This window comes from Neisseria sp. P0008.S010, assembly GCF_051962715.1.
Taxonomy (GTDB): Bacteria; Pseudomonadota; Gammaproteobacteria; order Burkholderiales; family Neisseriaceae; genus Neisseria; species Neisseria elongata.
Genome location: NZ_JBQCVA010000007.1, coordinates 36,818 through 62,671, shown reverse-complemented (window position 1 = coordinate 62,671; position 25,854 = coordinate 36,818). Strand labels below are relative to the sequence as shown.

At 56.8% G+C, this 25,854-nt stretch carries 24 protein-coding genes, 1 tRNA gene and 2 pseudogenes; 16 read left to right on the top strand and 11 right to left on the bottom strand.

Going from position 1 to position 25,854, the window contains the following annotated elements; all coding sequences use genetic code 11:
* A pseudogene (locus tag ACTHSL_RS03565) lies at positions 1-73 on the top strand (integrase core domain-containing protein); the annotation flags it as partial.
* Positions 74-137: 64 nt separating this feature from the next.
* On the opposite strand, the gene pepN reads toward ACTHSL_RS03565, so the two are convergent.
* The 6 genes and pseudogenes from pepN to ACTHSL_RS03535 form a co-directional block, all read right to left on the bottom strand.
* Positions 138-2,789, bottom strand: coding sequence for an aminopeptidase N (gene pepN / locus ACTHSL_RS03560; protein ID WP_440380363.1), 2,652 nt, complete (start codon positions 2,787-2,789; stop codon positions 138-140).
* Between the two features lie 5 nt (positions 2,790-2,794).
* A complete protein-coding gene (locus tag ACTHSL_RS03555) occupies positions 2,795-2,977 on the bottom strand; it encodes a hypothetical protein (RefSeq protein WP_440380362.1) in 183 nt (60 codons plus the stop codon).
* Between the two features lie 310 nt (positions 2,978-3,287).
* Positions 3,288-4,337: a WG repeat-containing protein gene (locus ACTHSL_RS03550; RefSeq protein WP_440380361.1), complete on the bottom strand. Its 1,050-nt coding sequence runs from the start codon at positions 4,335-4,337 to the stop codon at positions 3,288-3,290.
* An 83-nt stretch (positions 4,338-4,420) separates the two neighbouring features.
* The gene (locus ACTHSL_RS03545) at positions 4,421-6,454 is read right to left on the bottom strand and encodes a hypothetical protein (protein WP_440380360.1); all 2,034 of its coding nucleotides are present in this window, start codon (positions 6,452-6,454) and stop codon (positions 4,421-4,423) included.
* A gap of 138 nt (positions 6,455-6,592) precedes the next feature.
* Positions 6,593-7,489, bottom strand: a complete 897-nt coding sequence (gene rarD, locus ACTHSL_RS03540; protein WP_440380359.1) for an EamA family transporter RarD — start codon at positions 7,487-7,489, stop codon at positions 6,593-6,595.
* 90 nt (positions 7,490-7,579) lie between these two features.
* Positions 7,580-7,685, bottom strand: a pseudogene (locus ACTHSL_RS03535) (IS5/IS1182 family transposase); the annotation flags it as partial.
* A gap of 89 nt (positions 7,686-7,774) precedes the next feature.
* Here ACTHSL_RS03535 and coaD point away from each other — a divergent pair.
* The 4 genes from coaD to ACTHSL_RS03515 all read left to right on the top strand — a co-directional run bounded on the left by coaD (position 7,775) and on the right by ACTHSL_RS03515 (position 10,903).
* A complete protein-coding gene (coaD, locus tag ACTHSL_RS03530) occupies positions 7,775-8,287 on the top strand; it encodes a pantetheine-phosphate adenylyltransferase (protein WP_440380358.1) in 513 nt (170 codons plus the stop codon).
* A gap of 105 nt (positions 8,288-8,392) precedes the next feature.
* Positions 8,393-9,682, top strand: a complete 1,290-nt coding sequence (bioA, locus tag ACTHSL_RS03525; RefSeq protein ID WP_440380357.1) for an adenosylmethionine--8-amino-7-oxononanoate transaminase — start codon at positions 8,393-8,395, stop codon at positions 9,680-9,682.
* Positions 9,672-10,355, top strand: coding sequence for a dethiobiotin synthase (bioD, locus tag ACTHSL_RS03520; protein WP_440380356.1), 684 nt, complete (start codon positions 9,672-9,674; stop codon positions 10,353-10,355). Before bioA ends, bioD begins: the two co-directional genes overlap by 11 nt.
* Positions 10,352-10,903, top strand: coding sequence for a DNA-3-methyladenine glycosylase I (locus ACTHSL_RS03515; protein ID WP_107885051.1), 552 nt, complete (start codon positions 10,352-10,354; stop codon positions 10,901-10,903). The genes bioD and ACTHSL_RS03515 overlap by 4 nt, the downstream gene beginning before the upstream one ends.
* A gap of 53 nt (positions 10,904-10,956) precedes the next feature.
* On the opposite strand, the gene glmS is transcribed toward ACTHSL_RS03515, so the two are convergent.
* The 4 genes from glmS to ACTHSL_RS03495 all read right to left on the bottom strand — a co-directional run bounded on the left by glmS (position 10,957) and on the right by ACTHSL_RS03495 (position 15,568).
* A complete protein-coding gene (glmS, locus tag ACTHSL_RS03510; protein ID WP_440380355.1) occupies positions 10,957-12,795 on the bottom strand; it encodes a glutamine--fructose-6-phosphate transaminase (isomerizing) in 1,839 nt (612 codons plus the stop codon).
* Positions 12,796-12,961: 166 nt separating this feature from the next.
* The gene (gene glmU / locus ACTHSL_RS03505) at positions 12,962-14,335 is read right to left on the bottom strand and encodes a bifunctional UDP-N-acetylglucosamine diphosphorylase/glucosamine-1-phosphate N-acetyltransferase GlmU (protein WP_440380354.1); all 1,374 of its coding nucleotides are present in this window, start codon (positions 14,333-14,335) and stop codon (positions 12,962-12,964) included.
* Between the two features lie 96 nt (positions 14,336-14,431).
* On the bottom strand, positions 14,432-14,689 hold the full coding sequence (locus tag ACTHSL_RS03500; RefSeq protein ID WP_049248746.1) for a hypothetical protein: 258 nt from the start codon (positions 14,687-14,689) through the stop codon (positions 14,432-14,434).
* A gap of 114 nt (positions 14,690-14,803) precedes the next feature.
* On the bottom strand, positions 14,804-15,568 hold the full coding sequence (locus ACTHSL_RS03495; RefSeq protein ID WP_440380353.1) for a peptidoglycan DD-metalloendopeptidase family protein: 765 nt from the start codon (positions 15,566-15,568) through the stop codon (positions 14,804-14,806).
* Between the two features lie 285 nt (positions 15,569-15,853).
* Here ACTHSL_RS03495 and ACTHSL_RS03490 point away from each other — a divergent pair, with 285 nt between their 5' ends.
* From ACTHSL_RS03490 to ACTHSL_RS03460, 7 genes are all read left to right on the top strand, one after another.
* Complete coding sequence (locus ACTHSL_RS03490; protein WP_440380352.1) at positions 15,854-16,342, top strand: FxsA family protein; 489 nt, start codon at positions 15,854-15,856, stop codon at positions 16,340-16,342.
* A gap of 140 nt (positions 16,343-16,482) precedes the next feature.
* The gene (gene dnaJ, locus ACTHSL_RS03485; protein WP_440380351.1) at positions 16,483-17,607 is read left to right on the top strand and encodes a molecular chaperone DnaJ; all 1,125 of its coding nucleotides are present in this window, start codon (positions 16,483-16,485) and stop codon (positions 17,605-17,607) included.
* A 166-nt stretch (positions 17,608-17,773) separates the two neighbouring features.
* Positions 17,774-19,327, top strand: coding sequence for a class I adenylate-forming enzyme family protein (locus tag ACTHSL_RS03480; RefSeq protein ID WP_440380350.1), 1,554 nt, complete (start codon positions 17,774-17,776; stop codon positions 19,325-19,327).
* A gap of 144 nt (positions 19,328-19,471) precedes the next feature.
* Positions 19,472-20,215, top strand: a complete 744-nt coding sequence (locus ACTHSL_RS03475; protein ID WP_440380364.1) for a UDP-2,3-diacylglucosamine diphosphatase — start codon at positions 19,472-19,474, stop codon at positions 20,213-20,215.
* 148 nt (positions 20,216-20,363) lie between these two features.
* A complete protein-coding gene (rpmB, locus tag ACTHSL_RS03470) occupies positions 20,364-20,597 on the top strand; it encodes a 50S ribosomal protein L28 (RefSeq protein WP_440380349.1) in 234 nt (77 codons plus the stop codon).
* A gap of 31 nt (positions 20,598-20,628) precedes the next feature.
* Positions 20,629-20,784 (top strand): 50S ribosomal protein L33, encoded by a 156-nt coding sequence (gene rpmG, locus ACTHSL_RS03465; protein ID WP_003684373.1) that lies wholly within the window; start codon positions 20,629-20,631, stop codon positions 20,782-20,784.
* A 401-nt stretch (positions 20,785-21,185) separates the two neighbouring features.
* Entirely contained in the window at positions 21,186-21,395 is a 210-nt protein-coding gene (locus ACTHSL_RS03460; protein ID WP_003769892.1) for a TOBE domain-containing protein, read from the top strand.
* A 177-nt stretch (positions 21,396-21,572) separates the two neighbouring features.
* On the opposite strand, the gene ACTHSL_RS03455 is transcribed toward ACTHSL_RS03460, so the two are convergent.
* Positions 21,573-22,460: a LysR family transcriptional regulator gene (locus ACTHSL_RS03455; protein ID WP_440380348.1), complete on the bottom strand. Its 888-nt coding sequence runs from the start codon at positions 22,458-22,460 to the stop codon at positions 21,573-21,575.
* 184 nt (positions 22,461-22,644) lie between these two features.
* Between ACTHSL_RS03455 and ACTHSL_RS03450 the strand changes: the two genes are divergently transcribed.
* The 4 genes from ACTHSL_RS03450 to ACTHSL_RS03435 all read left to right on the top strand — a co-directional run bounded on the left by ACTHSL_RS03450 (position 22,645) and on the right by ACTHSL_RS03435 (position 25,843).
* The gene (locus tag ACTHSL_RS03450) at positions 22,645-23,301 is read left to right on the top strand and encodes an NAD(P)-dependent oxidoreductase (RefSeq protein WP_440380347.1); all 657 of its coding nucleotides are present in this window, start codon (positions 22,645-22,647) and stop codon (positions 23,299-23,301) included.
* 303 nt (positions 23,302-23,604) lie between these two features.
* Positions 23,605-25,167 carry a TerC family protein gene (locus ACTHSL_RS03445; RefSeq protein ID WP_283114626.1) on the top strand — a complete coding sequence of 521 codons (1,563 nt, stop codon included), beginning with the start codon at positions 23,605-23,607 and terminating at the stop codon, positions 25,165-25,167.
* A 178-nt stretch (positions 25,168-25,345) separates the two neighbouring features.
* Positions 25,346-25,421, top strand: a tRNA-Asn gene (locus tag ACTHSL_RS03440).
* A gap of 203 nt (positions 25,422-25,624) precedes the next feature.
* On the top strand, positions 25,625-25,843 hold the full coding sequence (locus ACTHSL_RS03435; RefSeq protein ID WP_003769904.1) for a hypothetical protein: 219 nt from the start codon (positions 25,625-25,627) through the stop codon (positions 25,841-25,843).
* Positions 25,844-25,854: the final 11 nt, after the last annotated feature.

The window sequence follows — 25,854 nt, the reverse complement described above, 5'->3', positions numbered from 1 at the left end:
GCCGCACGGTAGCTTGGGCGGCGATACGCCGTTTGAGGTTTTGCAGGCTTACTTTTCTCAACCTGTGGTGTAAACAATGCGGTTATTTTCTACACTTTAGCTTCGCAGAAACTCGGCTTCCTTCAGAAGCCTCGTTTTCAGACGGCCTGTAGGATTTTGCCGACGATTTCCCCCGTTTCCCCCGACAGGCCTTCGGTGCCGTTGATGCGGCGCAGCTGTTCCGCCATCAGGTTTCGGCGGACGGGTTCGAGCCGGCGGCAGATGTTGAAGGCGTGCGCTAGCCGGGCGGCCAGCGACGGATTGAAGCGGTCGGCTTCGAGGATTTTGTCGGCCAAGAAGCGGTAGCCCCAGCCGTCGGCGGCATGGAAATGCGGGACGTTGCGGCTGAATGTGCCGAGCAGGGCGCGGGCTTTGTTGGGGTTTTGCAGGTTGAATGCGGGGTGTTGCAGGGCGGCCTGTATCTGCTGCGGTGTGTCTGCGCGGCGGCAGGACGCAATCAGGGCGAAGTATTTGTCCATCACCAGCGGATCGTCGGCGAATTTTTCGGCAAATTGCGCCAGCAGGCGGTCGCGTTCGGGACGGCTGATGTGGTTTACGGCGTTGAGTATGCCCCATTCGTGGGTCATGTTTTGTGCCATTTCGCCGTACTTTTCGGCGACGGCGGCAATGTGCGCGGGGTCGGCGCGCAGGATGTAGGCGCGGCAGGTGTTGCGCAGGGCGCGCCAGCCGGCCAAATCGGGGCTGTATCCGTAACGCGTTGCGGCGGGGGCGGCCTGCTCTTGGGCGGCGGCTTCACGGTTCAGGCTGCGGAATTGCGGCAGGAAGCGGGCGGCGACGGCGTCGATCAGGGCTTCGCGCGCGCGGTGGACGAGCAGCGGGTCGATGTCGTCGTCTTCCGCCCACAGGTCGGCTTCGGGCGGCAGTTGCAGCAGCAGGGCTTGGAAGGCGGGGTTGAAGTCGGCGTTTAAGACGTATTCGAGTGCCTGCATGAGTGCGTTGTGTTCCGGCGCGGGCAGGCCGTCTGAAAGCGCGGTTTGGTTGGCGCGGACGGCGCGGCGGTACAGGGTTTGGGCGGCCTCCCATTTGGCGAAGGGGTCGTTGTCAGCGGAAAGGAGGATGCCGAGTTCTTGGTCGGTGTAGGGGTAGTTCAGGATGACGGGTGCGGAAAAGCCGCGCAGCAGGGACGGCACGGCGGGGCGGTTTGCGCCGTAGAGCGTAATTTGTTGTTCGGCGGCGGTAATGTGCAGCACGGCTTCGGTTTGCGGTGCGCCGTCCGGTGTCAGGCAGAAGGGGATTTTTTCGCCGAAGCTGTCTTCTTCCGGACTGAACAGGGCGACGGCAAGGGGCATGGACATGGGCTGTTTGTCGGCCATGTCGGGGGTGGGCGGGATGCTTTGTTTGATGTTCAGGACGTAGTCGCCTTGGTCGTTCAGACGGCCTGTGATGTCCAGCGCGGGCGTGCCCGCCTGGCTGTACCACAGGGCGAATTGTTCGAAATCGAAGCCGTTGGCATCGGCCATGGCGGCGCGGAAGTCGTCGCAGGTAACGGCTTGGCCGTCGTGGCGTTCGAAATAGAGCTTCATGCCTTTTTGGAAGCCTTCTTCGCCCAGGAAGGTGTGGTACATGCGGACGACTTCCGCACCTTTTTCGTACACGGTCATGGTGTAGAAGTTGTTCATGTCTTCGTAGCTGGCGGGGCGCACGGGGTGGGCGGTGGGGCCTGCGTCTTCGGGGAACTGGTGGGCGCGCAGCAGGGCGACGTTTTCGATGCGGCAGACGGCGGCGTTGGCGCGGTCGGCGGAAAATTCCTGGTCGCGGAAGACGGTCAGCCCTTCTTTGAGCGAGAGCTGGAACCAGTCGCGGCAGGTAACGCGGTTGCCCGTCCAGTTGTGGAAATATTCGTGGGCGATAACGGCTTCGACGCGGGCGAAGTCGGCATCGGTGGCGGTGCGGGCGTCGGCCAGCACGCAGGATGTGTTGAAGATGTTGAGTCCTTTGTTTTCCATCGCGCCCATGTTGAAGTCGCCCACGGCCACGACCATGTAGATGTCCAGGTCGTATTCCAGCCCGAAGCGGGTTTCGTCCCATTTCATGGCGTTTTTCAGGGCTTCTATGGCAAAGGCGGTTTTGCCCGCGTCTTCCTTGCGGGTGTAGAAGGCAATGGCGACTTCGCGGCCGCTGCGGGTGGTGAAGGTGTCGCGGCTGACGGCCAAGTCGCCCGCCACGAGTGCGAACAGGTAGCTCGGTTTTTTAAACGGATCGTGCCATTTCGCCCAGTGGCGACCGTCTGAAAGCTCGCCGCCGCCTATCCGGTTGCCGTTGGAGAGCAGGACGGGATAACGCGCCTTGTCGGCGGTGATGGTGGTGGTGAAGACGGCCATCACGTCGGGGCGGTCGGAGTAGTAGGTGATTTTGCGGAAGCCTTCGGGTTCGCATTGGGTGTAAAGGTTGCCGCCGCTTTCGTACAGCCCCATCAGGGTTTTGTTTTCAGACGGCCTGACACGGGTGGCGGTTGTCAGCGTGAAGGGTTCGGACGGCGGGTTGGCGATGGTCAGCTTGCCGTTTTTTTCGTCCAATCCGTATTGCACCGCTTCGCCGTCCAGCGCAACCGACAGCAGTTCAGCCGAACCGTCCAGCACCAGCGGTTCGCCCGCGCGCTGCGGCAGGAAACGCACGGCGGCGGTGATGTCGGTGTGGCTGTCGTAAATGTCGAAAGACAGGTCGGTTTGCGATACCAAATAGGCGGGTGCTTGATAGTCTTTGAGATGGTGTACGGTTTTTTCGGTCATTTTGTTTATCCTGAGTGTGAAGGGGCAATAACGGTGCAGCGGCCGACTGTGTGGCCGCCGCTCATAAAGTCGAAGGCGAAACCCGGTTGCAATAATTCGTGCGGTGCGGATTCTACGAGGAAATAAACCTTTTCGGCCATACTCTCGCCGGCCGGCAGCGCGGGCGGTGTGTCGGAAAACTCCGGCACGACGCTCCAGCCGCTGTCGGGCAGGTGGAGCTGGGTGTAGAGCGTGCAGGCAACGGGGTTGGGATGCGGCCGCCCTTTGCCCGCAAACCATGTTTTATCAAAATTTCCTTAATGGTTTAAACCCCGCCCTTCAGGGCGGTAGGATTTGGATTTATTTGGAAGGACCGTAACCCCTCCAGTAGGGCAACGCACAGGGCTATGCCTTATGTGCAGCCCTGTGCGTTGAAACATCTCAAACGATATGGCACCGTATGTGGTTGCCCTTTCTTTACAGATTGGCTTTCAGACGGCCTGACAGGCCGTCTGAAACTCATTTCCTTCGCCTCTGTAAGGATTCTGCTTCGGGATAGTCTTTCAAATCAAACGGATTGTCTTGCCATAAGCCGTTTCTCTGCCGTTTGGGCTGTTCGGCAAGTATGGTGCGGATTTCGCGGCGCAGGTGGGTTGCCAGTGGCTGCGGCGCGTCTTCCCAAAACGTCAGGGCGTAAAGCCGTTTGCCGTCCGCGCCGGCGAGAAAGTGTTTGTTGGACACGGTTCGTCCCGAGCCGTTGAACAGGGCAATCTCGTAATACGGAAAACCCTGCACGGGACGGGACACGATTTCAAAACGGTAGGCAGCGCGTTCTTCGGCGGTTTTGCGCGGCGAATAGGAAACCAGCTCCAAGCCGACAATCAGGTTTTTATAGCGGCTGATGCGTTGCAGGATGCCGCGCTCGGCAGCGGTGTAGGCAAACGGGTGCGGATAAAATTGGCCGTCCCGTTCGATGTCATTTTCGGCGCGGCGGACGGGGCTGGGTGGGACGGGGTTGCCGCGTGCGTCCATCACGCCCCAAGTGCCGCCCCGCACGGCGGTGTGCTCTTCGTCCACGCGCACTTCGCGGCAGCCATCGCAAAATGCGGCGTATCCGTATTCAAACTGCCCCGCCCAATCGTGGGCTGCGGGGATAATCAGGCTGCCCGCGCGGTCGGCAAAACCGACTTTGCCGTCTTCGGCGACATAACGGCGTTTGCCTTCGGAAAAATCGTCCGCGGCCAGATCGTACATCATCGGCCGATACAGCAGCCTGCCTTGCCGGGAATATAGGAAAAACGGTGAACGGGCGGCTTTGCCCCGCACGGTGCGATCCATATCCATAAACAGCAAATCACCCTGCGCGGTTTCGCCGTGTTTGCGGATAAGGCTGCTGTTGTATTGGGCGGGGACGATGATTCTGCCGCCTGAGGTTTTTGCGCCAAACTTACCGTTTTTCTCGAAATAGATGATTTTTTCGGTGGAGTGGGATTGCAAGCTGTCTGAAAAGGTGGGGGAGACGGATACGGTGGTGAAAATCAGAAACAGGGTTGGGATGAAGGGTTTCATGTTGGTCTCCTTATCCGAAATCGGGTTTTCAGAAGGCCCGACGGTGCGGTTTCAAGAAATTGGAAAGGTTGGCGCGGATACGGCTATTTTTTGTACTTTCTTTCTGCTCCGCCGGTTGCTGCCACTCTGATGAAGCGTTCGATGTCCCGCATCATGGTTTCGCGGTTGAGCGGATAGTCGGGCATGGGGTCGGACTGTTCGGGTTTCCAGTTTACGGGATTGCCTTGCAGGTTAAACGCCCATTTCTGCTCCACATAGTAGTCATCTTGGTTCGAACCTTTTGGGGTCGGGCGGTAGGTGTTGGCTTCGGCCAAATAAACTTTACCGTTTTTAAGATAATAGTTTTGACTGTGTGACGTACCGTTCTTGCCGAAACTCCAGAAAACGTTCCGCACCTGTCCGGATGCGTCATAGCCGACGGTAAGGCGGTTTTCGGTCATGCCTTCAGGCATCAGTTCGGGCAGGTTTTTATATTCGACATAAGATGAAATAAATTTGAGGGATGCGTCGCTTTCGCTTTCCGCATCACTCAGCGTCCATATGGCGCGTACGCGTTGTTCCAGTGTTGCCCGAGTATGAATGATATTGCTGTAAATTTGACGGCAGTATTGCTTGATGTCGGTTTTTTGCTCTTTTCCTGCCATATGGTAACGTCCCCTCCACAGTTTGCCATCGGGCTGGAAGACGCAAATGCCGTACCCCGCTATCTGCTGGTTTTCTTTCAAGCTAATCTGTTGGACGGCTTGGAAGGGTTTGCCGTTGCGGTACAAAACGCTCATGTAGGTTGACCGGCCCGTCGCCGCATTGTTGTTTTCAGGCCATTCCAACTCTACCGTTTCGTCGCCGTAGGCCCAAAGTTTGTTCTCTCCCCGAAAAAAGAATGCGGTATTTTCTTCGGCAACTAGGATTTCGGTCAGTAGGCGCAGGTAACTTTTTTGATCGGTGAGTACGGCATCGTTCTGCGGCAGACGTCTGTCAGCGGCAAGGCGGCGGGCGAAATCGGTTTTGTAGGAACGCATTTCCGATATCAGTTCGGCAGACTCTTTCGATTGAATAGTTTTATCGTTACTCAGCAGGTCTGCGTAGTCGGCCAAAGCCTGCACCGCAAATATTGGCGATTCATTATCTTGTACTCTGCTCTGCAATTCCGCGGGTTGGATATTGTCGCCGATGGCGGTTTGGAGGGATGTGCGGTTTTCAGACGGCCCGAACGCCTGTCGCCAATAAACTGTTCCCGCACACGCCGCCAAAACGAGCAGTACGCCCAACCCGAGCCGGCTGCCGCCCTCCAACGGAGAATCGGTGAAAACGTTGCGGTAAAACACATAGCCCGTTAGCGGGACGGCGAACGCCAGTACCATTAAAACCAGCCAGAACATCAGCCAAAACAAAATGTTTCCGTATAACGGCAGGATGGCTCCCGTTTCCAGGGAACTCATTTGCGCGCCAAAAAACAGGTTGAACGCACCCAGCAGCAACAGCATGCCCACCGTATGGCACAGTACGGGCAGGATGTTTTTTACCACCGCCATAAGCGACATCAGGACGGCGCGTAACGGCGGGATGCCGTGCAGTACCATCAGCGGCAGCGGCACAATCCATAATGCAAATATGCCGGCCAAGGTCAACATCATCATCAGGACGACGGGCCAATCCGAAGGATGCATACCCGCATGGGTCATGATTGTTAAGCCGTAAACTGCCGCAGTCATCGGCACACAGCCCAGCAGCATCAGCCGGATAATCGGCCAAAACGCCTCATTGAAGCCGTCGAATACCTGCCATATCGAACAATTTCCCCGTTCCGACAGCGAAGCCACCGCCGACATCAATCCGCCCGCGAACAGCAGCGGCAGAGAACAGATGAATACAATCACGGCAAACACCAGTGCCCCCAGTACATACTGTCCGAGCTGGAAATGAGCCGCGCCACCGAAGAATGGCGCAAGTATCGACAAACCGGTTCCCGTTGCCGCTACGGCAACCACGCCCGCCACGATGGCCAACACATAGCCGATGAGCAATACGGGCATCATCATCATAAACGGCACAATGCCGCGCATTAAAAGCAAGACAGCCTGAATAGGCCAGCCCAACCCGGACCAAGGCGCGCGCATGGCGGAAGTTTCAAGTAGAAAAACAGGTTTATACGGATGATGCATAAAATGACCTCGCAATTTTAGGGTTGCCAAATATTATGGGGTTTGGTTGTTTTTCATAGGTTATTATGGATGGCGTCGAAGTTGATCTGATTTTCAGACGGCCTCTTTAGGCCGTCTGAAAGCCAACCAGCCGTTTAGGCACAACAACAGCAGGCCGGCCCAAATCAGGCCGTAAGTGATGTAGGCCGAATCGGCCACCGGCGTGTGCAGTACGAATACTGCCGCCAAAAACAGCAGTGCGGGTTCGGCATAGCTCAACATGCCGAACAGGCTGACCGGCAGCAGCTGCCCCGATTTCAAATTGGCCGACATGGCCAGTGCGCTGAACAGTCCCAGCAGCGGCAGCAGCAGCCAATAGCGCGGCTCCTGCCACACCACCGCCAACGATTCGTACCGCCACAGCAGGTATGCGGCGGCAAAGGGCAGAATCAGGGTCAAATCCAGCGTCAGCCCCTGGAGGGCGGGAACATTCATTTTGCGGCGGCCTAAATAATAAACGGGATACATGCCGCACACCCACAGCGTCGTCCACGAAAAAGAACGCACGGTCCAGATTTCGTGCGCCACGCCGGCCGCCGCCAATATCAGCGCGGCCAGCTGGAGGCGGTTCGGCCGCTCTTTCAGCCACAGCATTCCCGCCAGCATCATCACCAGCGGGAACAGGAAATAGCCCGTGGCCACATTCACCCCTTCGCCGTTCACCGGCGCCCACATAAACAGCCAAAACTGGCTGCCGATATTGGCGGTGCCGATTGCAAACAGCAGCCTGTCGCGCCGGGTACCCAGCCGTTCGCGGGCAAAACGCCCAAGCGCGGGTAGGCCGACGGAATACAGCGTCATCAGCCATATCCCCGCCGCCATGGTCAGCATCCGCAGGGCGAACACGTCCGTGCCGCCCAAGGGTTTCATCCAATGGCTGAACAGGTAGAGTACGCCGAATAAGAGTTGGGAAAACAGGCAGAGCAGGATGCCTTGGGATAACGGGGTCATGGGCTTCAAATCGCTTTCGTTGAAAAGCCGCGAGGATACAGGCCGTCTGAAACCGCAGCCTGATTGTCATGATTTCGGGCTTTTTCCGCTATATAGTGGATTAACTTTAAACCAGTACGGCGTTGCCTTGCCGTACTATCTGTACTGTCTGCGGCTTCGTCGCCTTGTCCTGATTTAAATTTAATCCGCTATATTTTACCGCCGTATTGTTTCAGGCGGCCTTTTTGACATTTCTTCACAATCCCGTTATTCTGCCGCTTTACATGCCGAAGCATCAAACCAACCATGTCCCCACATCCCCTGCGCCGCGCCGTTTATGCCGGCAGTTTCGATCCGCCCACCAACGGCCATTTATGGATGATACGCGAGGCGCAAGCCCTGTTTGACGAGTTGATTGTCGCCATCGGCAGCAATCCCGACAAAAAATCCACCTACACTGTGGCCGAACGCCGCCGGATGCTGGAAGACATCACCGCATCCTTCCCCAATGTCCGCATCGATTCCTTTGAAAACCGTTTCCTGGTCGATTATGCCCACAGCGTCAAGGCAGGCTACATCGTGCGCGGCATCCGCAGCGCGTCGGACTACGAATACGAACGCACCATCCGCTACATCAATTCCGATTTGCAGCCGGACGTATCCACTGTGCTGCTGATTCCGCCGCGCGAATTTGCCGAAGTATCGTCCACTTTGGTGAAAGGGCTGGTCGGGCCGGAGGGTTGGCGCGACATCATCCGCCGTTATGTGCCCGACGCGGTGTACGAAAAAATTTTGAAAGACCATAAAAACATCGGTTGAAACCGCCATGCCGCCTTTGTCGTACCGGGAGGCCGTCTGAAAACCCCTGCGGCATTTTCAGACGGCCTCTTGTTTGAACGGGCGGGGAGAAAGGAGAAATCACACATGGACATACACACTCTGACCGAACTCGACCGCAGCCATATCTGGCATCCGTATTCCTCCACCGCCGATCCCGCGCCGGTTTATCCGGTCGAGCGGGCCGACGGGGTAACGATTACCCTGAAAGACGGCAGGCGGCTGCTTGACGGCATGTCGTCGTGGTGGGCGGCGGTGCACGGCTACAACCATCCGCGCCTGAACCGTGCCGCCGTCCTCCAGCTTGAAAAGATGAGCCATGTCATGTTCGGCGGTTTCACCCACGATGCGGCGGCAAAGCTGACGCAGACGTTGCTGGGCATCCTGCCATCGGGTTTGGACACGGTGTTTTACGCCGACAGCGGTTCGGTGGCGGTGGAAGTGGCGATGAAGATGGCGGTGCAGTACCAGCACGCGCTGGGCGCGCCGCAGCGCAGCAAGTTTGCCGCGCTGCGGGCGGGCTATCACGGCGACACTTGGCACGCGATGTCGGTGTGCGACCCCGTTACCGGAATGCACAGCCTGTTTGCCGAACGTCTGCCGGTGCAGTTTTTCCTGCCGCAGCCTCCGGTGAAATTCGGCGAGCCGTGGCGTGATGAGGCGATTGCGCCGTTGGCGGATTTGCTGGACAAACACGGCGGAGAAATCGCCGCGCTGATTGTGGAGCCTGTCGTGCAGGGGGCGGGCGGAATGTATTTTTACGCGCCCGAATATCTGAAGCGGGCGCAGGCTTTGTGCCGCGAACACGGCGTGCTGTTGATTTTCGACGAAATCGCCACCGGTTTCGGGCGCACGGGCAGGTTGTTTGCCTGCGAACACGCAGACGTCGTGCCCGACATTATGTGTCTGGGCAAAGCCCTGACCGGCGGCTACCTCACGCTTTCCGCCGCGGTAACGCACAAAAATATCGCCGACACCGTCAGCAACGGCGCGGCGGGCTGCTTTATGCACGGGCCGACGTTTATGGCCAACCCGCTGGCCTGCGCCGTGGCCGACGAATCGATCAGGCTGCTGCTGGAGGGCGGCTGGCGTGAAAATGTGGCGCGGATTGAGGCGCAACTGCGCGAAACCCTTGCGCCTGCGAGCGACATTGCGGCGGTGAAAGAGGTGCGCGTGCTGGGCGCCATCGGCGTGGTCGAAATGCAGGAACCCGTAAACCTGCGCCGCCTCCAGCCCAAATTCGTCGAACGCGGCGTGTGGCTGCGCCCCTTCGGCAGGCTGGTGTACACCATGCCGCCGTTTATCATGCAGCCGCATGAGTTGGCGCGGCTTTCAGACGGCCTCATTGCCGCATTGAGGGAAGAATATGGCGGATAAACTGTTTTCAGACGGCCTCCAAACCCGCAAGCAGGGCAAAATCCTGTTTGTCGGCGGCATCGATACAGACATCGGCAAAACCGTCGCCACCGGCTGGTTGGCGGCCAAGCTGATGCGGCAGGGCTTTTCCGTCATCACCCAGAAAATCGTACAAACCGGCTGCACGGGCATCTCCGACGACATCCTTGTCCACCGTCGCCTGCAAAACCTGCCGCTGCTGCCGGAAGACACCGACGGCACCACCTGCCCCTACCTGTTCGGCTATCCCTGCTCGCCCCATCTGGCCGCGCGCATGGCGGGAGCGCGTATCGACCCCGCCGTTATCAACCGCGCCACCGCCACACTTGCCGAACGTTACGATTACGTCCTGCTCGAAGGTGCGGGCGGGCTGGCCGTGCCGCTGGACGACACTCTGACCACGCTCGATTTCATCCGCGCCCAAGCTTATCCCGCCGTGCTGGTTACATCGGGCAGGCTCGGCAGCATCAATCATACCCTGTTGAGCCTGTCGGCCTGCCGGCAGCAGGGGATAGCCGTCGAAATGCTGATATACAACCGCTTCCCGCCGGCAGACCCGCTGATTGAACAGGAAACTGCCGAATACCTGCAACGCTACCTGCGGCAACATTTTCCGCAGACCGCGTTTGAATACATGGACCGACAAAAACCATGAATTACTGCGACTTTGCCAACAACCTGCCCGAAGACAGCGACAATCCGAACAAACAGTATCATGCGGAACAATACGGTTTCCCGATTGAAGACGACAACGGACTATTTGAGCGGCTGGTGTTGGAAATCAATCAGGCGGGCCTGAGCTGGACCTTGATTTTGAAGAAGCGGCAGGCGTTTCAGACGGCCTATAAAGGCTTCGACATCGATACCGTCGCCGCTTTCGGCGATGCCGACCGCGAACGGCTGCTTGCCGACGCAGGCATCGTCCGCAACCGTTTGAAAATCAACGCCGCCATTTACAACGCGCAACAAATCCGGCGGATACGGCAGGAATGCGGTTCGTTCAAAAACTGGCTCGATATGCACCATCCGCGCACCAAAGAAGAATGGGTGGCGCTGTTTAAAAAACACTTCAAATTCATGGGCGGCGAAATCGTCGGCGAATTTCTGATGAGCACCGGCTACCTGCCCGGCGCGCACACCGAAGACTGCAAGGTTTATCGGGAAGTTTTGAAACGCAGGCCGAAATGGATTGAGGCCGTCTGAAAAGTTTCAGACGGCCTTTTTGTTGTTAAAGCACCGGTTTTTTCAGACGGCCTTTATTCGACCGTAACCGATTTCGCTAGGTTACGCGGTTTGTCCACATCTGTACCACGTGCGAGGGCGGTGTGGTAGGAGAGGAGCTGCACGGGGATGGTATGCACGATTGGCGAGAGTACGCCGACATGGCGCGGGGCGCGGATGACGTGCACAGCGTCGGTAGCGTTGAAATTGCTGTCCAGGTCGGCGAAAACGAAGAGTTCGCCGCCGCGTGCGCCGACTTCCTGCATATTGGCTTTGACTTTGTCCAAGAGACTGTCGTTGGGGGCGATGACGACAACGGGCATGTTTTCGTCCACCAATGCCAGCGGGCCGTGTTTCAACTCACCTGCGGGGTAGGCTTCGGCATGGATATAGGTGATTTCTTTCAGTTTCAACGCGCCTTCGAGGGCAATCGGGAAATGGATGCCGCGTCCGAGGAAGAGTGCGCTGTTTTTCTTGGCGAATTTCTGCGACCAGGCGGCAATCTGCGGCTCGAGGTTGAGGGCGTGTTGCACACTGCCGGGCAGTTGGCGCAATTCTTCGACATAGGCGTGCGCTTGTTCTTCGGATATTAAGCCGCGCTGTTTGCCCAAGGTAACCGCCAAGCCGAAGAGGACGACCAGTTGCGTGGTAAACGCTTTGGTGGAGGCGACGCCGATTTCTGCGCCGGCGCGAGTGTACAGTACCAATTCGCTTTCGCGCGGCAGGGCGGATTCCATGACGTTGCAGACGGAAAGACTGTGTTTGTGCCCTAAGGATTTCGCGTATTTCAGGGCTTCCATCGTGTCCAATGTTTCGCCGGATTGGGAGATGGTGATGATCAGTTGTTTCGGATCGGCAATCACGTCGCGGTAACGGTATTCGCTGGCGATTTCGACGTCGGTCGGCATTTTGGCGATGGATTCGAGCCAGTATTTGGCGGTCAGCGCGGCGTAGTAGGACGTGCCGCAGGCAAGGATTTTGATGCTGCGGATGCCGTCGAACACTTCGCGTGCGTTTGCGCCGAAGTTTTCAGGTTCGAAGCCGCCGTCAAGGAAAACTTCGGCGGTATCGGCGATGGCGCGCGGCTGTTCGTGGATTTCTTTCTGCATGAAGTGGCTGTATGGACCCAATTCCAGCGAAGCGAGCGACAGTTCGGATACTTTGACGGTGCGTTGGGTTTCAGCACCGGTTTTGTCAATGAGTTTGTCGATGCCGTTTGCGCTTAGAAGGGCAATGTCGCCGTCTTCCAAATAGGCGATGCGGCGGGTAAAGGCGATGACGGCGGATACGTCTGAGGCGATGAAGGTTTCTTGGTCGCCCAATGCCACCAGCAGCGGGCAGCCCATGCGCGCAACGACCATTTCTTCAGGTTTGTCCTGTGCCATCACGGCGATGGCATACGCGCCGTGGAAACGGGCGGTGGCTGCGCGGACGGCTTCAAACAGTTTACCGCCGTTTTGGGTGTATTCGTGATTGACGCTGTGGGCGATGACTTCGGTGTCGGTTTGCGATTCGAAGGTGTAACCCAAGGCTTTGAGGCGTTCGCGTTCGGCTTCAAAGTTTTCGATGATGCCGTTGTGGACGACGGCAATCATGCCGCCGGAAATATGAGGGTGGGCGTTAGGCTCGGTTACACCGCCGTGGGTTGCCCAACGGGTATGGCCGATGCCGATATGGCCGAACACGCCTTTTTCGCGCGCGGCGTCCTCCATCAGCTGCACGCGGCCGACACGGCGCACGCGTTTGATTTTGCCGTCCATATTCACGGCGATACCCGACGAGTCGTAGCCCCGATATTCAAGGCGTTTGAGACCGTCGGTCAGAAAATCGACTACATTGTGATTGGCGCGGATAGCGCCGACGATACCGCACATATTAAGTTCCTTAGTATCAAAAGATTAACGAAATAACTGCCGTTCCGGCTCCCGGGAGTGGCAGCGGTAAAAAGCCGTTTTACATCATCCGAACGGCGCGGATTTGGGTTTCAGACGGCCTCTTGATGGAAAGGCCGTCTGAAAAACGGGTGGAATCGACCGAACCTTATTTCTTATCGCCTTTTTCCGGACGTACCCAGCCTTCGATCACGGTTTGGCGGGCGCGGGCGAGGGCGAGTTTGTTGTCTTCGACGTTTTTGGTAATCGTGCTGCCTGCGCCGGTCGTAACTTTGTTGCCGAGTTTGACGGGGGCGACTAAGACGCAGTTGGAGCCGATGCGGACTTCATCGCCGATGACGGTTTTGTGTTTGTTCACGCCGTCGTAGTTGGCAATAATCGTACCTGCGCCGAAGTTGGTTTTGCTGCCGACTTCGGCGTCGCCGATGTAGGTGAGGTGGTTGGCTTTGGTGCCTTTGCCGATGGCGGCGTTTTTGATTTCGACGAAGTTGCCGACGTGTACGTCGTCTGAAAGGCGGGCTTGCGGACGCAGGCGGGCGTAGGGGCCGATTTGGTTGTTTTGTCCGACTTCGCAGTCTTCGAGGTGGGAGAAGGGGGCGATTTTGCTGTTTGCGCCGATTTTGGCGTTTTTGATGACGCAGTTTGCGCCGATTTCGACGTTGTCGCCGATTTCGATGTCGCCTTCGAGGACGACGTTGACGTCAATCACGACGTCTTGTCCGTGTTTCAGACGACCCCTTAAGTCGAAGCGGGCGGGGTCGCGCAGGGTAACGCCTGCTTTGAGCAAGGCTTGCGACTGTTCGGTTTGGAAGATGCGTTCGAGTTCGGCGAGCTGGAGTTTGTTGTTCACGCCGGCGGCGAGGTGGGAGGCGCGCACTTGGACGGGATGGACTTTGATGCCGTCGGCAACGGCTTTGGCGATGAGGTCGGTCAGGTAGTATTCGCCTTGGGCGTTGTTGCTGGAGAGGCTGTTCAGCCAGTTTTCGAGTTTGGCGTTGGGCAGGACGAGGATACCTGTGTTGATTTCGCGGACGGCTTTTTGGGCGGCGTCGGCGTCTTTTTCTTCGACGATGGCGGTTACGCTGCCTTGGCTGTCGCGGATGATGCGGCCCAAGCCTGTCGGGTCGGCGGGAACGTCGGTCAACAGGCCGACTTCGCTGCCTGCGGCTTCGAGCAGGGTTTCGAGGGTGGCGGTGTCAATCAGGGGAACGTCGCCGTACAGCACCAGCGTGCGGCCTTCGGCGGCAAGGTGCGGCAGGGCGGTTTTGACGGCGTGGCCGGTGCCGAGCTGTTCGGTTTGTTCGACCCAGACGACGTCGCGTTTGACGGTGTCCAAAACTTGGTCTTTGCCGTGTCCGATGACGACGCAGATGTTTTGCGGATGGAGTGCGGCGGCGGTGTCGATAACGCGTTCGACCATGGGCTTGCCGCCGATGCGGTGCAGCACTTTGGGCATTTTGGAATACATGCGCGTGCCTTTGCCGGCGGCGAGGATGACGATGTTGAGGGGTGTGGCGGACATGATTTTCTTTCGGCGGGGAGGGCGGTTTTTAAAATGGAAAAAGGCCGTCTGAAAAAGCGTTTGGCGCGTGCCTTGCGTTTTCAGACGGCCTTCTGCTTATTTGGGCTGGATTTTTTCCCAATGCGTGCCGCGCACTTCTTGCTCTTCGGCGGAGCGGGCAGGCAGGATGGCATGCTGTTCGGGGCGGTATTGGTTGTTGCGCATGTTACGGGAGTAAGTGCCGTCTTCGTAGCTGACGGCGGTGCCGGTCGGGTATTTTTGGCGCAGGGTAGTTTGGCCTTGGCTGTTTTTGTAGGTTTCCCAAGAGCAGCCGGTCAATACGGCCATGACGGTAAAGAGGGCGAAGTAGCGCATTTCGTTTTCCTTTCAGGTAAAGCGTTATTTTAGCCGATTTGACGCAGACGGCATATACGGCAGCACATTAAGGTGCGGCAAGGCCGTCTGAAATTTTCAGACGGCCTTGTATGATTAGTCGGAAACTGTTTCGGCGGCAGCCGGAGCGGTTTCAACGGCGGGCGTTGCCGGAGCAGGTGTTGCCGGAGCAGGTGCGGCCGAAACGGACGGTGCGGTCGGCGGCAGGGCGGGCAGCAGTGGTTCGGGATTGACCGCTTTGCCGTTAATCCGCACTTCGAAGTGGAGTTTGACGCGGTCGGCATCGCTGCTGCCCATGGTGGCGATGGTGTCGCCCGCCCGCACGGTCTGGCCTTTTTTGACCAGCAGTTTGTCGTTGTGGGCGTAGGCGGTCAGCGTGCCGGGGTTGTGGCTGATGAGGATTAGGTTGCCGTAGCCGCGCACGCCGTTGCCGGCATACATGATTTTTCCGTCGGCCGCGGCTTTCACCGGGTCGCCCGGTTTGCCGTCGAAATCGATGCCTTTGTTGCGGCCGTCGTAGCGTGTCAGGACGGCGTTGTCGGACGGCAGGTTGAATTGCAGCCGTTTGTGCGGAACGGTCTGTTCGCCTGCGGTACCCGCGCCGCCTTTGCCGCCGGCGTTTTGGCGCACGCGCAGCAGTTGGCCGACGGAGATTTTCGACGGGTCGGACAGGTTGTTCCATTTGGCCAGGACGGCGGGTGTTTGGTTGAAACGCATGGCGATGCGGTTCAGGGTGTCGCCGCTTTGGACGCGGTAGTAGCCGTCGGGCGTGCCGGAGGGGTTGGAAGAGGCGCAGGCGACCAGCAGGGAGACGGCGGCGGCGCAGGAGAGGGTTTTGAGCGGGGTAAATAATGTTTTCATGGGGTAAGGATAGCAAAAGCGGCGGGTGTCGTGAATCGGGAAAGCACGGTGCGGGCGGTGCGGCGTTTTCAGACGGCCTGACGGGCGGGGCGGGGAAAACGCGCTTTTGCCGACGGCGGCGGGATGCGCGCCGTTCGGGCCGCTCGGGCCGTGCGGTGCGGTTTTACTTTTTTTTACCCCAGAACGGGTGCCGCGCCGCGTTGAAATTGCGGGCGGCAGGCTGTATTTTGCCCGTCTCGCGCAGGATGGATTGCGGTTACGGTTGCATGAGGAAAGGATACGGTTATGCGTTATTTCGGTTTCGGTTTGTTGGGCTTTGGCGTGTTGGAGGTGATGTCCGTCTTTTGGATGGTCGGGAGGATAGGCGGCGGCATGACTTTCGTGCTGATGGTGCTCAGCGCGATGGCCGGTGTGTTTATGCTGCGCCGCATGGGTTTGTCGGGCGTCCTGCTTGCGGCTTCGGCGGCACGCGGCGGCGGGAAGGTGTCGGCCTATCAGATGCTGTGGCCGGTGCGCTATGCCGTGGCCGGGCTTTTGCTGCTCAGTCCGGGCTTTGTGTCCACGGCGGCGGCCGTTTTGCTGATGCTGCCGTTTAAGGGCGGACGGGCGGCGGAGATGGCGCAGGAGCATATGTCGTTTACGGCCTATTCTTCCGGCATGCGCGGCGGCCGCAGCCGTGACGACGATGATGTCATCGAGGGCGAATACAGTACGGTGGACGGCAACGGAAGGCCGTCTGAAAAACTATTGCCGGAAGACAAACCTCCGCGTTAGACAGATATATTAAGGCCGTCTGAAAATAATCCGCCGCACTTGTTTGAGCGGCAATAATTTTCAGACGGCCTCTTTAATTTTCAGACGGCCGCCCCTATTTGGCGCGGCATTCGTTTATTTATTCAGACAAGAACACTACCATGAGCGATCAAGATTTTTACACCACATTGGGCGTATCCAGAACTGCGAGTGAGGACGAAATCAAAAAAGCCTACCGCAAGCTGGCCATGAAATACCATCCCGACCGCAATCAGGGCAATAAGGAAGCCGAGGAAAAATTTAAAGAGGTTCAGAAGGCCTACGACACCCTGTCCGACAAACAAAAACGGGCGATGTACGACCAATACGGCCATGCCGCGTTCGAACAGGGCGCAGGTGCGGGCGCGGGCGGCTTCGGCGGTTTCGGCGGCGCGCAGGGTTTCGATTTCAGCGATATTTTCAGCCAGATGTTCGGCGGCGGGGGCGGTGCGCGGCAGCAGAATTACCAAGGTGCCGATTTGCAGTATTCGGTGGAAATCAGCCTTGAGGAAGCCGCCAAGGGCGTGAAGAAACGCCTGACCATCCCGACTTACGAAGAATGCGACGTGTGCCACGGCAGCGGCGCCAAGCCCGGCACCTCCGCCACCACCTGTTCCACCTGCCGGGGTTCGGGTACGGTACACATCCGCCAGGCGATTTTCCAAATGCAGCAAACCTGTCCCGCCTGCCACGGCTCGGGCAAGGAAATTAAAGACCCGTGCCTGAAATGCCGTGGCGAGGGCAGGGTGAAGGCCGGCAAAACGGTGGAAGTGGATATTCCGGCCGGTATCGACGACGGCCAGCGCATCCGTCTGAGCGGCGAGGGTGAACCCGGCCGCAACGGTGCGCCGGCGGGCGATTTGTATATCTCCGTGCATGTGAAGGCGCACAAAATTTTCGAGCGCAACGGCCTCGACCTGCATTGCGAACTGCCGATCAGCTTTACCGTCGCGGCATTGGGCGGCGAAGTGGAAGTGCCGACTTTGGACGGGAAGGTGAAACTGAACATCCCGAAAGAAACGCAAACCGGCCGCCGCATGCGCGTGAAAGGCAAAGGCATCAAATCGCTGCGCTCCAGCGCGACCGGCGATTTATACTGCCACGTCCTGGTGGAAACGCCGGTCAATCTGACCGACCGCCAGAAAGAGCTGTTGGAAGAATTTGAAAAAATCTCCACCGGCATGGAACGCAGTCAAACGCCACGCAAAAAATCCTTCTGGGACAAAGTGGGCGATCTCTTCGACTGATCCGTCCGGCCAAACGGCAGGGGAAGGCCGTCTGAAAACCGTATTGCCGTTTTCAGACGGCCTTTTGCCTGTATACGCCGAACCGCCGCAAAGCCGTAACCCCCAAACATGGCGGTTTTTCGGCGATACCGTTATATTCCCGTTTTCACATTAAAAGGCGACCGCAGTGTCCGCACCCTTCAAACCTTTTTCAGACGGCCTCAAGCTGCTTTATCAGGCAGGATTTCTGCATCCGCGCAACCTGAGCGCGCTCGCCTTCGGTATGCTACGGCACGGCTTCAACCTCCAAGCCCTGCTTTATCAGGCCGCCCGGCTGCATCCTTTTCAGACGGCCGTCTGCGGCAACGACAGCCGTACGGACTGGCAAACCCTGTATCTCGACAGCCGCCGCTACGCCTCCGTATTGTCCGAATACCCCGCTTGGCGGCAACGGCGGAAAACGGCCGTCCTCTGCCGCAACACGTCCGAATCCGTTGCCGTCTTGAGTGCGCTGTCGGCGGGCGGAATGCCCGTACTCCTGTTCAATGCCGACATGAGCACCGAACAGCTGCACACGCTGCTTCGGCAATACGATCCCGGACTGCTGCTGACCGACGACGGCCTGTCCGCCAAGGTCGGCGGCCTGCCGTTTGATGCCGTATCGTTCGGCGAACTGGCCGCCGCCGCGCAACGCATCGAAACGCCGAAGCCGCTTCCTCGGCGCACCGCAGGAGAAATGCTGGTGCTGACGGGCGGTACGGGCGGCAACAGCCGCATCGTCCGACGGAAAACCAGCGCGCGCATCAGCGTCCTGCCGATGCTGGTGTTGCTGAAAACGCTGCGGCTCCACCAAAGGCAAAATGTTTACATCGCCCCGCCGTTCTATCACGGCTACGGCATCGCCGCGCTGTATTTCAGCCTTGCCCTGCGCCGCACCATGCTGCTGACCGAACGTTTTGACGCCTGCGGTGCCGCCGAACTGATAACGCGCGAACAGGCGGAAATAGCCGTACTCGTGCCGACCATGCTTTATCGGCTGCTGGATGCCATGCCGCAAAAAGGCCGTCTAAAAACCGTCCTGACCGGCAGCGCGATGCTTTCGGCCGAAGCCGCACGCCGCACACTCGGGCAATGGGGAAACGTGCTGTACAACCTGTTCGGCACAACGGAGACAGGCTTCGCCCTGATGGCCGCGCCGGAACAACTGGCGGCCAAACCCGACAGCATCGGCCGGCCGTTTCCCGGCGTTACCGTCGAAATCCGACGCACCGACGGCAGCCTCTGCGGCATCGGCGAAACCGGCAGCCTGTGGTTGAAAACGGGCTGGTCGGCGCAAAGCCGCAACCACGATGTCTGCACCGGCGACCTGGCGAAAGCCGATGCCGACGGCGACATCTTCCTGCAAGGGCGTGCGGATGATATGGCCGTTTGCGGCGGGGAAAACGTCTATCCGCAAGATGTCTGCCGCATGACCGAACAGCATCCGAAAGTCAGGCAGGCGGCCGTGTTGGTTATCGAACACGCCGAATACGGGCAGGCACTGGCACTGTTTGCCGAAGCGGAAAAAGGACTCGACGTGGCAGCATTGCGCCTATGGCTGGCCGGACGGCTGGCGCGCTACCAAATGCCGCAACGCATCGGCATCACCCGCGAACTGCCGATTAGCGAAGCGGGAAAAATCGACCGCCGCCAATTGAACGAATGGCTGTCGGCACATTGCGAACGCGACTTCCTGCTGTGAGAATGCCGCCCGCGCTTTCCTGAACCGCATTTGCCTGCCAAGCTTTGCCCCCCCCGTTTTCAGACGGCCTCATACCGTTGCCGCCATCACATGCCGTCCGCCGACGCGGTTATAATCCGCCCAAACACACAAATCTTCCCCATCATGCGCCAAACCGTCTTTATCGCCGACCTACACCTCTCCGACGACACGCCCGACCTGAACCGCTTGTTTTTACAGGCCTTGAAAGACTGGCAGGGCAAAGTGGATGCCTTGTATATCCTCGGCGACCTGTTCGAAGTCTGGCTGGGGGACGACATGCCCGACCATGCCGCCGTGCAGATTGCCGAAGCCCTGCGCGATTTTTCCGCCCATGCGCCCGTTTACTTCATCTGCGGCAACCGCGACTTCCTGCTTGGCGCGCAGTATGCCGCCGCCGCAGGCATGACCCTGCTGCCCGAAGTCCGGACGCTGAATCTGTATGGCAGGCATTACCTCATTTCCCACGGAGACGAAATGTGTACCGATGATACCGCCTACCAACGTTTCCGCCGCATCATCCGCCTGCCGTGGCTGAAAAAAATCCTGCTTGCCCTGCCGCAAAAATGGCGGCGCAAAATCGCCGCCGATATGCGCGCCGCTAGCAAACGGCGCAAACGTGAAATTGGCCTGAGCCCGATTTCCGACGTTGCCGAATACGGCGTTCAGACGGCCTTAAAGCAATACCCGCAAACGGAAATCCTCATCCACGGCCACACCCACCGCCCCGCCGTCCACAGCCACACTGTCGGCGGCCGGACCATCAGCCGCTATGTTCTGCCCGACTGGCACGGGAGAGAGGGCGGATATTTGTCTGTGTCCGAACGGGGCTGCGCATTACACGGCCTGCCGGCGAAACAAGGACAATAAGCGGAAACCGGAAAGGCATTGGGTAAAAAGCCACAGATTCGGCGGCATGATGGAAAAACGGATAAGCAGAACAAAAGCCTGCTTGATAGGGAAGGCGGGTTTGTGGTATAAACCGCGTTTTACTTTTTCAGAAGTTTGGAGTTAAACCATGGCACGAGTTTGTAAAGTGACCGGAAAACGCCCGATGAGTGGCAATAACGTGTCGCACGCCAATAATAAAACCAAACGTCGTTTTTTGCCTAACTTGCAAACACGCCGTTTTTGGGTTGAGAGTGAAAACCGCTGGGTTCGCCTGCGCGTATCCAATGCCGCATTGCGCACCATCGACAAATTGGGCATCGATGTCGTTTTGGCCGATTTGCGTGCACGCGGCGAAGTCTGATTTGAAACAGCCGATTTAAGGAATTACTGCAATGCGCGATAAAATCAAACTGGAATCGAGTGCGGGTACTGGTCATTTCTACACCACTACCAAAAACAAACGCACTATGCCCGGCAAACTGGAAATCAAAAAATTTGATCCGGTTGCCCGCAAACACGTTATCTATAAAGAAACCAAATTGAAATAATCCGGTTTCGAAAGCAGCCGCACCGTATTGCGAATAATTGATTGGCAAGATGGTGCGGTTTTTGTATGGTGAGGCCGTCTGAAAATCGATAATCCGTTTTCAGGCGGCCTCTCTTTGTCTGGAAACTGTTACTGTATATAGTGAGTAGAGGGCTTTTGTACAATAGATTTGATACAAAAGCAGTATAAGGGACATTGTAATTTTGCGGCGGCAATGATTCTATCCGCATCGCCCCGATTATTCGGCCGTTAAGCAAGGTATAGATTTTAAAAGAGAATATTGTAGTTGGATTTTAAGAAGGAAGTTCATCCTACTTATTAAGTATGAGTGTTTTTTTGAATTGGTTTATGTAGAATGCCGCCTCTTTTCCCCTGTTTTAAAATTATTATAAAGAAATATGTATGAAAATCAGCGCAAGAAATCAATTGAAAGGTAAAGTCGTTTCAATCGAAACCGGTTCTGTAAACGCCATTATTCACCTCGACATCGGCGGTGGTAATGTGATTTCTTCAACCATCTCCATTGAGTCCGTTAAAGAATTGGATTTGGCTGTAGGCAAAGAAGCTTATGCAATCATTAAAGCCACTTCCGTTATGGTTGGCGTAGAATAATCCATTCTTCTTTGGAAAAAACAACCGCGCTTGGAAAAGTGCGGTTGTTTTTTTATGTGTGTCGGCTTTTATGCAAGATATGCTGAAAAATGAACGTGATTTATTGTCAAACCCGCTGTCTTTCAGATTTGTAAAATGAATGTTGTGAAGTTGGATGGACTGCGCTTCAAATTGGAGTCAAACAGCCTCAAATCTGCCGAATTCTTCCAACAGAATCCGCAAAACCGTCTCCGTCGTTGCCGATTGTACGCGATAGGGAGTTACCGCATATACGTCTATTTCGGGCAGCCGCCAGTCTGGCAGTACGGCTTTCAGACGGCCTGAGGCCAAGTCGGCTGCGACGTCGCCATCGAGGAAAATTGCCACGCCCAATCCTGCTTTGACCAGTTCGGTCAATGCGCTCAGCTGGCTGCAATGCAGGTCCTGCCCGATATGCAGTGTGAAAAAATCTGTGCCGCGATGCATGGGCAGGTTGGCCGGTGCGTAATACAGCCAGTCCAGCGCGGCCAAATCCTGCGGCTTTTCAACAGTGTGTGCCGCCAAATAGGCGGGAGACCCGCAAATCCGCCATTGTTGGCGGGTAAGGAAACGGGCGACCAGATTTTCGTCGTCCAAAGCATGTTCTCCGCCGCGCAGGGCGATGTCCACCGTATCGCGCTGCAAATCCAGCAGCGAATCGCCGAATACAAGCAGCGGCCTGATGGCGGGATGTTCCGCCTTCAAACGCCGCAGGCTGTTATGCAGTGCGGGATGGGCGGCGATGCCGGAGGGCAGGGCGATTTTGATTTCGCCGCCGATTTCGGTTTTGACATTTTCCAGCATGGCAAACGCATCGTCCGCACAGGCCAGCAGGCGGGTGCAGGAAGCGGCCAGCGCGCGCCCCGCCTCGGTGGGGGCCATCCTCCGTGTGCTACGGTTAAGCAGTTTTACACCGTATTGACGTTCCAGCCGCCCGATATGTTGGCTGACGGCAGACGGGGTCATGCCCAGCGCTGCAGCGGCGGCGTTCATGCTGCCGTGTTCGAGGACGGTGGCGAAAACGAGCAGGGGTTTGATGTCTTGCATTCTTCCATGATGAGGCCGTCTGAAAGTTTGGTTTTAACGAAGTCCAAACGCTTTCAGACGGCCTTCTATTTCGATTGTTTAGTTTAGCTTCACAATAATAACAGTAAAACGGGGATTATCAAGCGTTTCAGACGGCCTTAAAATGCGTTTATCTAATCAATCACACCTCAACAAGGAGTCAAACATGAAAATCGCAGTCATCGGTGCAACAGGTTACGTCGGCAACGCAGTGGTTCAAGAATTGGCAGGTCGTGGGCATGAAGTGACCGCTTTTGCGCGCAATACGGATAAAGTGTTCCAAGCGCAAAATGTCGCCGCCGTCTCCGCAGATGTCAACGCGGCGGATTTTGCCGACAAGCTGGCAGGCTTTGACGCCGTGGTCAGCGCGTTCAATCCCGGCTGGACCAATCCCAATATCGGCGCAGATTTCACACGCGGCGCAAACAGCATCGTCGAAGCGGCAAAAGCGGCGCAAGTACCGTATCTCTTAATCGTCGGCGGCGCGGGCAGCCTGTATGCCGCGCCTGATCTGCAAGTTGTCGATACGCCCGACTTCCCCAAAGCCATTTACGACGGCGCCAATGCCGCACGCCACCTCTTGACGGCACTCCTGCCGCGCCGCGATGTGAACTGGTCTTTCGTTTCCCCTCCGGCACGACTGGGCGCGGACGGCGGGTTCGGCGAAGACAAAACCGGCAAATACCGCTTGGGCAAAGACGATTTGCTGATGGACGGTGAAATTCCGGCAGGCATCAGCGTGGCGGATTTGGCAGTCGCCATCGCTGACGACGCAGAAAACAAAGCGCATTTGTTTGAACGCTTTACCGTTGCCGCCGTTTAGTCGGATAAGGTAAAAGGCCGTCTGAAAACCGTCGCTGTCAACGCAACTTTGCCTCATCCGAAAAGCGCGGGTTCGTAGCGAACAAACAGGCTTATCGGTGGATAGGCCTGCTCCGCTACAATGTTGCCGCATCGGGCCGCCTTGTGGCGAAAGCGTGCCAATCCGCCGTGTTGCTTGCATTCCCTGACCAAGCTGCTTAAACTGCCGCCTTTCGAATTCCGGCCGTCGCACACAAAACAAACATGGAAGACCCCTTCCGTTTTTTCAGACGGCCTTACCCTACCCGAAAGGATTAACGACGCAATGGACTTCAGCTGGTTGGCCGAACCGCAAACCTGGATCGGTTTTGCCACTTTATTACTCTTGGAAGTGGTGCTCGGCATAGACAATCTGGTTTTCGTGGCAATCCTTGCCAACAAAGTCAAACCCAAATCCCGCGATCGCGCCCGACTGACCGGCCTCTCGCTTGCCGTCTTAATCCGCATCATCATGCTCGGCTTCATGGCACACATCATGACGCTGACCAAGCCCTTCCTCCACCTCGGCAGCCTCAGCGTTTCAGGCAAAGACCTGATTATGCTCGCAGGCGGACTCTTTCTGCTCTATAAAGCCACCACCGAGCTGCACGAACGCCTCGAAGGGGCCAATCACTTCGCCGTAGCGGATACGCAGAAAAAGCATGCCCCTTTTTGGAGCGTTGTTGCCCAAATACTGATTCTCGATGCCGTTTTCTCCATCGATTCCGTCATTACCGCCGTGGCCATGGTTGAACACATCGTCGTCGCCATGGCGGCCGTCGTCGTCGCCATGACCGTGATGATATGGGCCAGCAAGGCCCTGACCGATTTTGTGGACCGCCATCCCACCGTCGTCATGCTCTGTTTGGGATTCCTGCTCATGATAGGCTTCAGCCTGATTGCGGAAGCCTTCCACTTCCAAATCCCCAAAGGCTATCTCTACGCCGCCATCGGTTTCTCCATCCTGATTGAAATTTTCAACCAGGTATCGATGAAGAACACCAAGAAAAAAGACTACATCGGCAGCTCTTGGCGGCAACGCACCGCAGAAAACGTCCTCGGCATGATGGGCATACGCGAAAGCATTCTGGCCAACGCGGGCGAAGAAGCGGAAAACAGCGAACATTTCGAAGAAAACGAAAAATCCATGATACGCAGCGTTCTGACCTTGGCCGAACGCCCGATACTCGGCGTGATGATTCCCCGCCGCGACATCGAACGGCTCGACATTTCGCAAAGCAAAGAAGAACAACGCCGCCAGTTGCAAAGCACGCCTTACTCCCGCCTGCTCGTCGTCGGCAAGGCCGGCGTGGACGAACCGTTGGGCTATATCAACAAAAAAGACTTGCTTAACCAACTGCTTGCCGATGGCGAACTCAATATTCAGACGGCCTTGCGCCAGCCGTTGATATTGCCCGACAGCACCACCGCCTTGAATGCCATCGAACTGTTTCGCCAACAAAGCGCGGATTACTCGTTGGTTGTAGATGAGTTCGGCGCCGTGCTCGGCATGGTTACCATGAAAGACCTACTTGAAACCATCGCCGGCGAATTTCCGGAAGAGTTCGAACGCGCCGAAGAACCTGTTTTGCAGGCTGACGGCCAAGCCGACAGCTTCACCGTAGACGGTGCGCTCGAATATGTCGAACTCGCCCCCCAGCTCAACCTACCGCCGCAGGAAGAAGATGCCGCCTTCCACACCGTAGCCGGCCTGATTATGGAAGAACTGGAAAACCTGCCCGAAATCGGCGAAAGCGTCGATTTCCACGGCTGGCGTTTCGAAGTATTGGAAAAAGCAGGCCAGCGCATCGAACGGGTGAAAATCAGTAAAATCCCTGAAGAAGAATAAGTTGTCTCAAATTGCCCGTTGCGTCTGAAGGCCGTCTGAAACCATCAATTTTCAGACGGCCTTTCTAAATTGCAATAAACAAAATATTCATAATAAACAATCATGAAAATCGGGATGGTCTGTGTTCGGATAAAATCCGTTGACAAAGTTTCGGGTTCGGAATAGAATGCGTGTCTCTTCCCCGATAGCTCAGTCGGTAGAGCGACGGACTGTTAATCCGCAGGTCCCTGGTTCGAGCCCAGGTCGGGGAGCCAAATTTAGAAAAAGCCAAGTTTTTAAAGCTTGGCTTTTTCTTCGTCTAAAATCTAATCAAATAAAAGAGGCCGTCTGAAAACATCACCCGATTTCAGACGGCTTTTTAACGGGAATGATGATTTTCGGGCAAACCTCGTGCTGTTATAATAACCATTCTTTACATTTTATCTCACAACCTTGATTCCCACTGAAAGGAAGATTGATGAAAAGTTTTGGCAGCACGCTGTTTATTCTGGGTCTTTTAGCGTTTGGTTTGAACTATATGAATGCCGTGCCTAAAGTATTGGCATGGATTTATACATGGGGTGAAGACACGGCTATGTGGATTAAGGCCGGGATTACGGGCGGCGGCGCGCTGATTTGGCTCTTGGGTCATTTCGCGGAAAAAGGTGCGGAAGAAACCGACGCAGAAGAAGAGTAAGTTTAATCAGA